General features: G+C 60.0%; 9 protein-coding genes. 3 read left to right on the top strand and 6 right to left on the bottom strand.

The genetic code is table 11. From position 1 onward, the window contains the following. Positions 1–28: 28 nt before the first annotated feature. The 3 genes from CKW38_RS04925 to galB are packed head-to-tail and all read right to left on the bottom strand — an operon-like array spanning position 29 to position 2,606. The gene (locus CKW38_RS04925) at positions 29–1,156 is read right to left on the bottom strand and encodes a 4-oxalomesaconate tautomerase (RefSeq protein ID WP_095112027.1); all 1,128 of its coding nucleotides are present in this window, start codon (positions 1,154–1,156) and stop codon (positions 29–31) included. A gap of 2 nt (positions 1,157–1,158) precedes the next feature. After that, positions 1,159–1,875, bottom strand: a complete 717-nt coding sequence (locus CKW38_RS04920; protein WP_095112026.1) for a 4-carboxy-4-hydroxy-2-oxoadipate aldolase/oxaloacetate decarboxylase — start codon at positions 1,873–1,875, stop codon at positions 1,159–1,161. After that, complete coding sequence (galB, locus tag CKW38_RS04915; protein ID WP_095112025.1) at positions 1,872–2,606, bottom strand: 4-oxalmesaconate hydratase; 735 nt, start codon at positions 2,604–2,606, stop codon at positions 1,872–1,874. Before galB ends, CKW38_RS04920 begins: the two co-directional genes overlap by 4 nt. Positions 2,607–2,760: 154 nt before the next feature. Here galB and CKW38_RS04910 point away from each other — a divergent pair, with 154 nt between their 5' ends. Then, on the top strand, positions 2,761–3,996 hold the full coding sequence (locus tag CKW38_RS04910; RefSeq protein WP_095112024.1) for a LysR family transcriptional regulator: 1,236 nt from the start codon (positions 2,761–2,763) through the stop codon (positions 3,994–3,996). On the opposite strand, the gene CKW38_RS04905 is transcribed toward CKW38_RS04910, so the two are convergent. From CKW38_RS04905 to CKW38_RS04895, 3 genes are all read right to left on the bottom strand, one after another. After that, a complete protein-coding gene (locus tag CKW38_RS04905; RefSeq protein ID WP_095112023.1) occupies positions 3,971–5,218 on the bottom strand; it encodes an OprD family porin in 1,248 nt (415 codons plus the stop codon). The genes CKW38_RS04910 and CKW38_RS04905 overlap by 26 nt on opposite strands. A gap of 123 nt (positions 5,219–5,341) precedes the next feature. Further along, positions 5,342–6,604, bottom strand: a complete 1,263-nt coding sequence (locus CKW38_RS04900) for a gallate dioxygenase (RefSeq protein WP_095112022.1) — start codon at positions 6,602–6,604, stop codon at positions 5,342–5,344. Between the two features lie 24 nt (positions 6,605–6,628). Beyond that, entirely contained in the window at positions 6,629–7,966 is a 1,338-nt protein-coding gene (locus CKW38_RS04895; protein ID WP_095112021.1) for an aromatic acid/H+ symport family MFS transporter, read from the bottom strand. 342 nt (positions 7,967–8,308) lie between these two features. Between CKW38_RS04895 and CKW38_RS04890 the strand changes: the two genes are divergently transcribed. Both CKW38_RS04890 and CKW38_RS04885 read left to right on the top strand, forming a co-directional pair. Next, positions 8,309–9,466: an HD-GYP domain-containing protein gene (locus CKW38_RS04890; RefSeq protein ID WP_095112020.1), complete on the top strand. Its 1,158-nt coding sequence runs from the start codon at positions 8,309–8,311 to the stop codon at positions 9,464–9,466. A 44-nt stretch (positions 9,467–9,510) separates the two neighbouring features. Next, positions 9,511–13,890, top strand: coding sequence for a response regulator (locus CKW38_RS04885; RefSeq protein WP_095112019.1), 4,380 nt, complete (start codon positions 9,511–9,513; stop codon positions 13,888–13,890). Positions 13,891–13,975: the final 85 nt, after the last annotated feature.

Genomic DNA, 13,975 nt, shown 5'->3' with positions numbered 1-13,975 from the left:
GGCAGGAGCAAAGTGAAAAATGGAGTTTTCAGCTCTTTACGCGTACTTGCGAGAGGCACTCTCCTGATTGACCAACGGCTTTACCACGCCAGGTCGCTGATGGAATGCAGACGAAGCCATCAAACAGTAACCGAGCCGTGCGCATCAGTCCGCACCCGACCAATCGCTCGTCCTGCAAGCGCACCTCCACCGTGAACTCGCCCGTCGGATGTTCGATCGACAGGCGTTTCACCTCGCCCTCCTCCACCACCGCCATGACCGCTGCCACACTGCCTTTGATCAGGCAGGCGGCGGCCACGCTGACTGCGCCGAACACGCCAATGCTGGTGTGGCAGCGATGGGGAATGAAGCTGCGTGTGGTGATGGCCCCACCGACCTGCGGCGGTGCAATCAGGCACATTTTCGGCACATTGCGCTGGCTCACATCATCCAGATTCATGCGCCGCCCCGCTTGCAGGCGGATGGACTCCAGACGCTGTTTCAGTGAAGCCTTGGCATCGAGTTGCGCGGGACTCTCATAGCCATTGCAATCCAGCTCTTGCGCGTTGATCAGCACCACAGGCATGCCGTTATCGATGCAGGTCACTTCAACGCCGTCGATCACGTCCCGGGCGTTGCCGGTCGGCAGTAAGGCGCCGCAACTGGAGCCCGCGACATCCTCGAATTCGACAATCAACGGCCCGGCCTGCCCCGGCACGCCGTCAATACGGGCGTCGCCGTCATAGCGCACTTCACCATCAGACGTTGGGACATGGGCGATGGCGATCTGTCCGGTGTTTTCCATATGGATCCGCACAGGGGTGACATCGGCTGTCGCCGCCACCAACCCGCGCTCGATGGCGAACGGACCGACACCGGCGAGGATGTTCCCGCAGTTCTGACCGTAATCGACACGCGGCTCATCCACCAGCACCTGGGCGAAAAGGTAATCGACATCAGCACCCGCGCGGCTCGACGGTCTGATGATCGCCACTTTGCTGGTCAGTGAATCACCGCCGCCAATGCCGTCGATCTGCCGCGCATCCGGCGAGCCCATCACCGCCAGCAACACGCGATCTCGCAGCGCAGGCTCTTGCGGTAAATCGTCGGCCAGAAAGTAAGTGCCTTTCGACGTACCGCCGCGCATCAATAGACAGGGAATGCGGGTCTGCGCCATGCTCAGTCTCCCAGTTCTTCAAGGCTGTCGACGTAACGCAAACCCTTTTCCGCCAGGCGCGCGCGCATGTTGTAGATGTCCAGACCCAGTTCGCCCTTGGCCAGGCGCAGGGCCTTCTGTTCCTCCAGGTCGGCCCGGGCGCGACTGGCTTCGACGACTTGCTGCAGCTCGGTGCGTCGTACGACCACCACCCCATCGTCATCAGCAACCACCACATCACCCGGGTGCACCAGTTGCCCGCCGCACACCAGTGGCAGGTTGACCGAACCCAGGGTTTCCTTAATTGTGCCTTGCGCGCTGATGGCGCGGGACCAGACCGGGAAGCCCATTTCGCGCAGGGTATGGGTGTCGCGCACGCCGGCCTCAATTACCAGCGCCCGGACGCCGTGAGCCTTGAGCGAGGTGGCCAAGAGGTCACCGAAGTAGCCGTCGGTACACGGTGAACTCGGCGCGACCACCAGAATATCGCCGGGCCGGCATTGTTCGACGGCCACATGGAACATCCAGTTGTCACCCGGCGCAACCAGCACCGTGACGGCTGAACCACTGATCACCGTGCCTTGTTGAATCGGCCTGATCGAACTCGCGAACAGTCCTTTGCGGCCCTGTGCTTCATGTATGGTCGCGACCCCGAAGCGTTTCAACTCATCGACTAGCGCCGCTTCGGCCCGCTGAATATTGCGCACAACAACGCCTGTCTTGCCGATATGTTCGCTCATCCCAGATTCTCCGTGACACGCGGGAAAATACTCTGGTAACCCTCGCCATAGACGATGTTGCGGGTTGAGGTGATCCCGACATTACGTTTGGCTTGCACACCGCGTTGCAGGGCGACGCGCGTGTAGTACTCCCACAAATGCTCCTGTCCGGCCATGCACTGGATGGCCGCGTACTTCTTGTCCCAGACATCAGTGATGTCGAGCAATACATCGGGGCGCCATTCGCATTGCTCGGGCTGGTGTGGCTCGAAACTGTAGACCGGCGGTGCACCGACGATTTTCTCACCCGGTTTATAGCCTTCGGCCTGGGCGATGATGCGCGCCTCCTGGGTCAGGTTCATGGCCAGCGGGTGATCGTAGTTGTATGGGTCTTTGAGCGAGTGACTGAGAACGAACTCCGGTTGCACCCGGCGAAAAACATCGGCTAGACGGAACAAGGTTTCCTTGTCGGCGCGCATCGGGTAATCGCCGATATCGAAAAACTCGACACTGGCACCGAGAATGTCGGCGGCGGCCTGAGCCTCTTCGCGACGTGCGGCTTTGACCTTGTCTTCGCTCATCTCGCCCTTGCGCCACAGCTTGGCGGATTCGCCGCGCTCACCGAACGACAGGCAGACGATGTGAACGTGGTACCCCTGCTGTGCATGCAGGGCGATGGCGCCACCGGCACGCCAGACAAAATCGGCTGAGTGGGCGCTGACAACCAGCGCGTTTTTGGTTGATTCGATCATTGCGGATACTCCTTTGCGTTGCGAAAGAGCATCGCATCGCACCCCGCCGACGGAGTAATGCGTTCGAGTGTTCGAGGTATGCGTTTTTTTTATTGCCACTCGAAAATAGCGGCGGCATAGTCGTCGGATTCGCCGACCCACAGAGTCCTTGCCCATGGAAATCTTTGAACTGCCGAGCCTGATGCACGTGCGCGCCTTCGTCCGCGTGGCTGATCACGGCAGCGTCTCCAAGGCGTCAGTCGCGCTGTACCGGGCGCAATCGGTGGTCACCCGCTCGATTTCCGAATTCGAAGAACGGCTAGGCGTAAGGCTGTTCGAGCGCCACGCCAACGGTATGCGCCTGACCAATTTCGGAGAGCGTTTGCTGCCCCGAGCGCGACGGGTGCTGGCAGAGCTTGGGAGCGTGCCGACATTGCTCGGCCAAGGTGAAAAAGCTGCGATTGAACCGCTTTATCTGTTCCAGGCGCGACGCCTGCAAGTGTTCGTCAAACTCTGTGAAACCCAGCACATGCAGACAGTGGCCAACCTGTTGGGGCTGAGTCAGCCTGCGGTCAGTTCGACGCTGAAAGTCCTCGAAAACGGCTGCGGCCAATCGCTGTTCGAGCGCACGCCGCGCGGCTTGCAACCGACCCGCGCGAGTCATGACATCCTGTTTGCAATCCGCCGTGCGCTGAACGAACTGCGCCATATCGACAGCGACATCACCGCCCTTCGCGGTGCCTTGCACGGCGTCGTCCACGTCGGTGCCCTGCCCCTCGGCCGCACGCGCATCCTGCCCGAAGCCATCGTGCGCCTGATGGCCGAGCACCCGGGTATTCAAGTGATCACCAATGAGAGTCCCTTCGACCTGCTGGCGACTGAATTGCGCGCCGGTGATGTGGATTTCATTTTCGGAGCGCTGCGTTCGTCGACCTATGCTAGCGACCTGGTCGGTGAGTCACTGCTGACAGAGGAAATGGTCGTGCTTGCGCGGCGTGATCATCCGCTCTACGGCAAAACCGGCCTGCAAGATCATCTCGCTAACGCGAAGTGGGTATTGCCGCGCGCCGGTTCGCCGGCGCGCAAAATGCTCGACGACTGCTTCGCCGGTTTCGGCATTCCGGCGCCTTCCCCGGTGGTGGAAAGCGCCGACATGGCGATCATTCGCGGACTGTTGTTACGCTCGGACATGCTCGCAGCCGTTTCAGCGCATCAACTGGAACAGGAAATCGCTAGCGGCGAGTTGTGCATTTTGCCGCTGGAATTGAAACAGACCGCCAGGGCCATCGGCCTGACGTACCGCAGCAGCTGCCTGCACTCACCGGTCGCGCAGGCGTTGATGGAGGTGATCCGCCAGGTAATCCGAACTCAGGCCAATGAAGCGGTTAAAGCAGGTTCAACGGATAGCTGATGATCAAGCGATTCTCGTCGAACTCATTGCTGCTGTAATCGCGGCGAATGCTCGAGTTGCGCCAGCGCAGGTTGAGGTTCTTGAACGCGCCGTTTTGCAGCGTGTAACCCAACTCGGATTCGCGGCCCCATTCTTTACCGTCGGTGACGGCTCCGCTGTGCACATTGTCGCCGCTGATATAACGGTTCATCAGGGTCAGACCGGGCACGCCGAGGACGGCGAAGTTGTAGTCATGGCGCAGCTGCCAGGATTTCTCCCGCGCATTGTCGTAGCTGTTGTTGTAGCTGTCGTTGGCCAAGGTTCCGCCGCTGGTGCCGTTGACGCGCATCCAGGCATCGTCGCCGCTGAGCTTTTGCAAACCGAGGTAAAACGTGTTGCCGCCGTAGCGTGCCGACAGCAATGCCGAGAACGTACGGTTGTCCAGATCGCCTGCGCGGGCACTGCCATCCTGGCGACCCCAGAAGTAGCCAAGATTGGCGCCCAGCGTCCAGTCACCCAGTGGTTGGCTATGAACCAGTTGCAGATACTGTTGCTGATAGATGTCCTTTAGCTGAGCATTCCACACGCCGATCATCGTGCGCTTTTCGTTGAACGCGTATTCGCCGCCGACGAAGTTGAAACGGTCAGAGGTAAACGCGGTTTTGCCCTGCATGAACATGCCTTCCATGCTTGAATCGTTGCGCGGACTGTTCTGCCGGAACTGACCGCCATACAAGGTCAACCCGGCGATATCCTGTGAAGTGACCTGACCGCCACGAAAGGTTTGTGGCAACGAGCGACCGTCGTCGGAACGCAATATCGGCAACACTGGCATCCACTCGCCGAGCTTGATTTCGGTCTTGCCGATTTTCATTTTCCCGGCGACAGCCAGGCGCCCAAATTGATCGGCAGGTCGGCCATCACTGTCCAGCGGCAGCAATTGCGTGCCTCCCGTGCCTTGACCGCCGTCAAGCTTCAGCGAATACAGGCCCAGCACATCCACACCAAATCCGACTGCACCTTGGGTGAATCCAGAGCGGAAATCGAGAATGAAATTCTGCGTCCACTCCTCGGCTTTGTCCTGCGCATTGGCCGGGTTGGTGAAATTCCGATTGATGTAGAAGTTGCGCAGATTGAGATTGGCGCTGGCGTCTTCCACAAAGCCTGCGGCGTTCGCCTCGACAGACAGAGCACAAACGGCGGACAGCGTGAAGACTACGCGGGTATTGGCGGTGATTTTCATTGTTATTGTTATCCATTTTTTTGGGATGTAGCAGTCCGCTACGCCCGCATGAGCCGGGCGCAGTGAAATCATTCAAGGGTGTTGCGAAGCGGCCCGGAGCGAGCCGCCGATGACGCCGTTACGTTAGCGCGGGGCCTTGCCCGCTACCGAATAGAGCACCTGCTGATTACGGGTTTTCATGAACGCCTCCAGGCTTTGTCCGCGCATCGCTGCGTAGATCTGCAGATTCGGCACCCCAACCACGGCAGCGAGCTTTTCCAGCACGAAAAAAATCGCCCCGTAGTGAATCAATCCGCGCCAGTCGCGGCGTCGCAGCAGATCCCGCTCTTCATCGCTCAGCCCTGCTTCATCGAACAGCGCCTCGGGTTGGTCGAGGAAACGCTGACGCCAGTGCGGCTCGATCATGCGATGCAAAAACTTGTTCAACCGATAGCCCTTGGCGCTGCGCTCCAGGGTGAACGGATAGGTGCCTTCGAGCTTCTCGATACCCCCCAACTGATGCTGCATGTGCTGCAAGTGCCGCGCAATGACGTCGACGGGAACGGGCCGATCCTGATTTTCCAGCAACAGTGTGGCAATGCCGGTCATCGACGGCAGGTAGTAATCCTGGTGCAGGTTTTTCACCGTGGCCGACAGCGCGCCGCGCATGATCAGCCAGGTGATCACTTCCGAACCTTCCATGCCCCCCAGCGCGGCGTATTCGGCATGGGTCATTTCGGTCAGGCGCTCGGGATCATTGACCAACAGATCAATGAACTGCTGGTCCCACTCCGGGTTGTTGAACCCACAGCGTTCGCCGTGCACCTGGTGGGAAACGCCACCGGTCGCGACGATGGCTACTTTCAAGTCCTCGGGGTAGCTTTCGATCGCCCGGCGCAGCGCCTGGCCCAACTTGTAGCAGCGCCGCGCACTCGGCACCGGGAACTGCAACACGCCAACCTGCAGCGGCACGATCTCCACCGGCCAGTCCGGCTCGCACGGCAACAGCGCCGACATCGGCGAGAAGAAGCCATGGTCGAGCGGCTTGTCACGGAAGAAACTCATGTCGAACTCATCCGCCACCAGGCTCTCGCCGATGTGCCGCGACAGCGCCGCATGGCCATCGATCCCCGGTAACTCGCGTGGATTACCGCCCTCATCGGCGACTTCGTAACGCTCATCGACGCCTAGGGAAAAGGCACCGTAGTGATCAAAGAAAAACGACGTCACGTGGTCATTGAAGATATAGAACAGCACATCCGGCTGCTGCTCCTTCAGCCACACCTTGATCGGCTCGAAGCCACGGAAGATCGGCGCCCAGGCGGCCTCATGCTGCTTGTCGTGATCGACCGCAAAGCCGATAGTCGGGGTGTGAGATACAGCGAGGCCACCAATGATGCGTGCCATAACGAGTTCCTTTGTCGAAAAAGATTAATGCGCCAGCAAGGCCCGACTGACTCGGCGCCGTGCATGACCGTTGGCCAGAATCGCCAGAGCGGCGATAAAGGCAGGCACACTCAACAGAGCGAACAGCAGCGGCAACCCCAGCCCGAGGCTGAGCACCGCACCACCGATGAGTGAACCAAAGATAGCCCCGAAGCGGCCGATACCCAGCATCCAGCTGACGCCCGTGGCGCGGCAATCTGTCGGGTAGTACCCCGGCGCGAAAGCATTGAGGCCGGTTTGCGCCCCACTCATGCAGAAACCTGCCGCCACCACGCCGAACGCCAGCAGACTGGATTCGAGGCTGAACGCGCCCAACAGGAGAATGAAAGCGCCACCCAGTGCGTAGGACGTGGCAATTACCGCGTTTGGATTACGCCGGTCCATCGCCCAGCCGACTACGATGGCGCCGACGGTACCGCCAATCTGAAACAGGCCGGTGATGGTCGCGGCGCGTTCGATGGACAGCCCACCTTCACGCAGCAGGGTCGGCATCCAGCCCATGGTCAGGTAGATCACCAGCAACCCCATGAAGTAAGTCGCCCACAAAGCGAGCGTGCCGAAGCGATAGCTTTCGGTGAACAACAAGCGCAGCGGTGCTTTTTGCTGAGCCTGCGGTTCGGCAATGACGAATTTAGTCGCCGCGCTAAACGTGCCGCCCAGCTTGTTCAGCACCTTGGCAATCTGGCTGGCGGGCGCGTTGCGCGCGGCGAGAAAACGCGCCGACTCAGGCAGCAACAGCCACATCAAGGGCAGTAACAACATCGGCAGAATCCCGCCAGCGAGCAGCACCGACTGCCAGCCGTGATGGGGAATCAACCACGCGGCGAGAAAGCCGCCCAGCCCCGACCCCATGTTGAACCCGGTGAACATGATCGTGATGAACAGTGACCGATTGCGTTCCGGCAAATACTCGGAAAGCAGTGTGGTGGTGTTGGGCAACGCTGCGCCCAGCGCCACACCGGTCAGCAGACGCAAGGCCGCCAGTTCGTAGGGATTACGCGCAAAGGCGCAGGCCAGGCTCAGCACGCTGAAGCCAGTCACTGCCGTCAGTAGCACCTTTTTGCGGCCGATTCGGTCGGCGTAAGGGCCAGCGGTCAGCGCTCCGATCGCCAGCCCAATCATGCCCGCGCTCATCACCGGGCCAAACGCCGCTTTCGAAAGCCCCCACTCTTGAATCAGCGAGGGGGCAATAAACCCCATCACCGCGACGTCGAAGCCATCGAAAAGCACGATGAAAAAACATAAACCCATAATCAGCCACTGGTACGGCACCACTTTGCGGTTGTCGATCCACGCTTTGATATCGACCGTTTCACTCGTCATGCTCTCACCTTCTTATTTTTGTAGAAGTCCCGACGGACAAGGCCTGTAAGTAGACCGTCCACGCTGAACGATGAAGGTGACTGTAAAGCCGCAGGTATACCGCCCGCCTCTGGGAAATCCTTAAGCAGGTATCGGTTTTTCTTATCGGGGGATCAAAAGAGATAAACGGGGCGTGGTAGAGCGTGGGATTGATGACCGTGGCGCGAGCGGCCAATAATCGAGTACCTCATCGAACAAACCTCCCTGCTTCGACCTACCGATTGCAGCTTTTCTAGCTACGCTTGCCGACAAGAGTCTGGCGTAAGTACGCCTACTGCTTATCAGTCAAGGGAGCCAACATCCATGGATAGCATGCAGGGCGTTTATCCATCAGCAACCGTTCTGGTGGTCGACGATACCCCAGACAACCTGATGCTGATTGCCGAGTTGCTAAAGGACAAATACCGGGTCAAGGCCGCCAACAGCGGTGAAAAAGCCTTGCGCCTTCTGCAGGCCGATACGCTCCCCGACCTGATTCTGCTGGACATCATGATGCCGGGGCTGTCCGGTTATGACGTTGCCGAGCGGCTCCAGCATGACGCCCGCCTCTGTCATATACCGATCATTTTCCTGACCTCCATGACCGCCACGGAGGACGAAATTCGCGGCTTGAGCCTCGGCGCTGCTGACTACATCACCAAGCCGATCATTCCTCCGGTGCTCATGGCCAGGGTCGAGACTCAGGTCAAGCTCAAGGCCGTCGCCGACTTTCTGCGCAATCAAAACGATTTTCTGGAACAGGAAGTGCAACGCCGTACCCGCGAAGTGATTGCCATCCAGGATGTCACCATCCACGCCATGGCCTCGCTGGCCGAAACCCGCGACAACGAAACCGGCAACCACATTCGCCGCACCCAGCACTACATAAAATTGCTGGCCGAACTGATGCGCGAGCATCCGCGCTTTCGTCACTTTCTCGACGAGGAAACCATCCAGCTGCTATTCAAGTCGGCACCGCTGCACGATATCGGCAAGATCGGCATTCCTGATCGCATCCTGCTCAAGCCCGGACGTCTCACTCCGGAAGAGTTCGAGATCATGAAGACCCACACAACCTTGGGACGCGACGCCATCCAGCACGCCGAGGACCAGTTGGGGATCGGCGTCGACTTCCTTCGTCTGGCCAAGGAAATCGCCTACGGGCATCAAGAAAAATGGGATGGCAGCGGCTATCCGCAAGGGTTGGCCACCGACGATATTCCGATCAGCGCGCGTTTGATGGCTGTGGCGGATGTCTACGATGCGCTGATCAGCCGCCGCGTATACAAGCCCGGCATGCCCCATGAGCAAGCAGTGGAAATAATCCGCGAAGGCCGCGGCAAACATTTCGACCCGGACATCTGCGATGCATTTCTGGCCAATGCCGGGCAGTTCCAGAACATTGCCGTGCAGTTCGCCGACAGTGACCAGGACATGGCCAGACAATTGGCCTTGCTTGAACAGATCGCTGACCAACCCTGAGCCGTGTGCCGCTCTTTGCCCCCCACTGCTGAACGAGGCCCGTTATGAACAGACTGTTCGAGACGCTCGAGCGCCTGTCGCTGCGCAGCAAATTGATCATCGGCTTCGCGGCGCTGCTGATGTTGGTTCTGATACTGGGCGTGCAAAGCCTGCGCACCCAGTATTCGCTCAGGAACGAAATGCAGCAGTTGTACCAGCAGGATCTGGTGGGTATCCAGCATGTGCAGGAAGTCCGGGTGCAGTTGCCGTATCTTTTGCTGGCCATGCAACGTGCGATCGCGACCAACAACGCGGACATTCGCATCAGCGCCAGAGCGCAGATGAATGTCGCCCAGGAACGACTCCACGAAGCCCTGGAACAGGTGCGCCCGACACTGCGGCGACAGAGCAGTCTGAGCAGTCTGCTGGAGTTCGAGAGGGTCTTGCAGCGTCTGCAAAAAGATGGCGATGCGGCGCTGGAATTCGCCGGTAAAGGCTCCCTCGGTCAAGCCTGGATGTTGCTTAACAGTCAGGATTTTCTCGCGCTGGAACAGGGCAGCGACGGGCTGCTCACGCAGATCGAGAACAACAAGCAAGCCGACATCCACGATACGGCGAAGAATCTGGCCGAATATGCGCAGCGCAGTACCACGATCACCTATGTGTTGCTGCTGGGCGGGTCGACACTGGCCTTGCTGTTGACCTGGCTGGTCAGTTATTCCATTCGCGTGCCGCTCAATCGTGTCCGTGTGGCGGTAGACGAATTGGCGTCCGGCAAACTCGACGGGCAGATCCCCCACACCGACCTTCGCAACGAAACCGGTGACCTCGCCCGAGCCATCGCCACGTTGCAGGTGGAGGCTTGTCAGCTTGAGCGCCAGCGCTGGGTTAAAAACCACACTTCGCTTCTGCAAGTGGATCTGCAACAGGCGGAAACGCCGCAGCAGTTGGCCCAGGCTTTTTTTAGCCACATCGCGCCGCAGTTAGGCATGTGCCAAGGGGCACTTTACGTTCTCTATGAAGGCGCCTCGCGCCTTCGATTGGTGGGCGGTTACGCGGTGGACAGTGAGCATCCGCTGCCCGTTGAACTTGCGCTCGGTGACGGGTTGCTTGGCCAGTGCGCACTGGATCACCAACCCCGCCACCTGCAGAATTTACCCGAACCGTTTTGGCATGTACGCACGCAGTTGGGCGCCGCTCCCGCCAGCGTCCTGATGGTTCAACCCGTGCTGCGTGGCGAACGCCTGCTCGGGGTGGTGGAAATGGCCGGTTTTCGCCAACTGGAAGAGAACGAAGCGCTGCTCTTGCAAGAAGTGCTGCCCAGGCTGGCCGGCGCCATGGCCATCATGGAGCGCAGTGAGGCGGCCCAGGCGCTGCTGCTGGAGACTCGTCGTCAGGCGGACGAAATGGGCGCGCAGACTTTGCAACTGGAACACCAGGCCAGCGAACTGGAGGCCCAGCAGGCAGCATTGCGAGCCACCGAGGCCTGGTATCGCGGCATCATCGAGGCAGCACCGGACGGTATGCTGGTGCTGGGGGCTGACGGTCGCATTCTGATGACCAACCCGCAAATGGACAGCCTGTTTGGCTATGCCCCCGGCGAGTTGATTGGCGCCAGCATCGAGCGTCTGGTGCCTCAGGCTGCCCGCGAGCGTCATGTCAAATTGCGCGACGGTTTCATTGCCAGCGGCGGCACCCGGCAGATGGGTGGCGATCTGGAGGACCTGAGCGGCGTGCGCAAAGACGGCAGCCTGTTCTCCGTGGAAATTGGCCTTTCCCACCTGCCCCGCCTGGAAGGTCGTGGCGTCTGCGTCTGTGCCTCGGTGCGCGACGTGAGTGAACGCAGAGCGATGGAAGCCAGGCTGCGGACTGCCAGCGATCGCCTGAACCTGGCGCAAGAGGCCGGCGACATCGGTCTGTTCGATGTTGATCTGGTCAGCGGCACAAACTATTGGACGCCCCAGCTTGAAACCCTGTTTGGTCTTGAACCGGGTGCCTTCGGTGGCACGCTGCAGCACTGGCAGGCGCTGGTGCATCCCGAGGATCTGGCGCGGGTCAGCAGCACCTTCGACAGCGCCGTGCAGAGTGGCGATGACCGCGTCGAATTCGACTTTCGCATCGTGCGCAAAAATGACGGGCAGATACGCACGTTCCGCTCGCTCAACCGTTTCTCACGCACGCCGGACGGCCAGCCATTGCGCGCAACCGGCATCAACATCGACGTGACGGCGCTGGCAGAAGCAAGAGCAGCAGCCGAAGAAGCCACTCAGGCAAAGAGCGAGTTCCTTGCCAACATGAGCCATGAGATCCGCACGCCGATGAACGCCATCATCGGCATGAGCCACCTGGCGCTGCGTACCCATCTGGATAATCGCCAGCGCAACTACATTGAAAAGGTGCATCGCTCGGCGGAGAACCTGCTGGGAATCATCAACGACATCCTCGATTTTTCCAAGATCGAGGCCGGCAGGATGAGCCTCGAACAGGCGCCTTTCCGCCTCGAGGACGTGCTCGACAGCTTTGCCGCCATGATTGGCCTGAAGACCGAGGACAAGGGTCTGGAGTTGTTGTTCCAGATCCCGCCCGATCTGCCCACGGCCCTGATCGGCGATCCCCTGCGCCTGGGGCAAGTGCTGATCAATCTGGGCAACAACGCGGCCAAGTTCACCGAGCACGGTGACATCGTGGTCGGCGTGGAAGAAGTGGGTACACACAACGAACACGTGCAACTGCACTTCTGGGTGCGCGACACGGGCATCGGCATGACCGTCGAGCAGTGTTCACGCCTGTTCCAGTCGTTCAGTCAGGCAGACAGTTCGATCACTCGCAAGTACGGCGGCACCGGGCTCGGCTTGTCCATTTCGAAGAAGCTGGTGGAGCTGATGGCCGGCCGAATCTGGGTGGAAAGCCAACCGGGGGTCGGCTCGACATTCCATTTCCAGGTGCAACTCGCTGTGCAGCAAGGCGTGCAGCCGCGCCGTATGTTCAAGGCCGGCGAGCTATTGGGCATGCGGGTACTGGTCGTGGATGACAATGCCAGTGCGCGTGAAATTCTCTCGGGCATGGCGCGCAGCTTTGGCCTGGAAGTGGATGTCGCGCAGAGCGGTGATCTGGCGCTGCGCATGTTGGCCGACGCCGAGCACAAGGCACTGCCTTACAATCTGGTCTTGATGGACTGGCGGATGCCCGGCATGGATGGCATGGAAGCCGTGAGCAAAATGCATTCCGCCAGCCTGATGCGCACGCCATCGGTGATCATGATCACCGCATTTGGACGCGAAGAAGCCCGCGAAGAAGCCGAGCGCCAAGGCATCCAGTTGCCGGTGGTACTGACCAAACCCGTCACGCCGTCCTCGCTGCTCGAAGCCATCGGCGTGGTGCTGGGCAGAGAACCACAGGGTGAAACGCGAACGGGCGAACGCTCCCTGCACAATGCCAACACCGTCGCCAGCCTCAATGGCGCGCGGCTGCTTCTGGTCGAAGACAACGATCTCAATCAGGAACTGGCCAGCGAGCTGCTGGAGAGCGTCGGAATACGCCTGCGACTCGCCACACACGGTCAGGAGGCCCTGGACATCCTCGCCGAGGATGGCGACTTCGATGGCGTGTTGATGGATTGCCAGATGCCGGTGATGGATGGATACACGGCCACCCGACAAATCCGCCAGCAACCGCGCTTCAACACTTTGCCGGTGATCGCCATGACCGCCAACGCGATGGACGGTGACCGCGAGCGCGCCCTCGAATGCGGCATGAACGACCATATCTCCAAGCCACTCAACGTCGAAACCATGTTCGCCACCCTGGCAAAATGGATCAAGCCACGTGCCGCTCAAGCATCGCTGAACGCAGGATTCGCCGATGGCTTGCCCGAGCAGCTTGAGGGCATCGACCTCGCGGCGGGTCTCGCCACCTGCATGGGGCGGCGGGATCTCTACCTACGCCTGCTCTGCAAGTTTCGCGACACCCAGACAGGCTTTATCGAACAGTTCCACACCGCACGGATCGATCCGGATGCTGGCGCCGCTGAACGACTGGCGCACAGCTTGCGCGGCACCGCCGGCAACATCGGCGCCAGGTCCGTGGCGCAAGCCTGCGCTTTGCTGGAACAGGCCTGCCATGACGGCGAGCCGGCTACGGTGCTGCAAGGGCTGGCGATGCAGGTCGAATATTGCCTGCAGCCGATTCTGGTGGCACTGGCCGACCTCAAGGCAGACACACCGGCCGGCGCAGGTGATGAGCTACAGAACGACTCCGCTATCAACGAGCAACTGAACAGGCTCGTGGGTCTTTTGGACGAGGGTGATACGGCGGCTTTGGACGCGCTTGCGGGATTGCGCAATATGCGACTTGATCGGGCGTTAGAAGAACGCCTGGCTCTGGTCGCGGTACAGGTGGAAAGGTTCGATTTTGATCGGGCTTTGAAGCTTTTGCAGGATGGGTGATTTGAGTGAGGAGGTTGCTGTAGTTGAGCGATTTTGGCCGATAGCGACTGCTCCCGAATGACCGCTTTCGGCCAAAAGCGGACAT

Source organism: Pseudomonas sp. Irchel 3H7 (genome assembly GCF_900187605.1).
GTDB lineage: Bacteria > Pseudomonadota > Gammaproteobacteria > Pseudomonadales > Pseudomonadaceae > Aquipseudomonas.
This window is presented reverse-complemented; position numbering and strand designations above follow the sequence as displayed.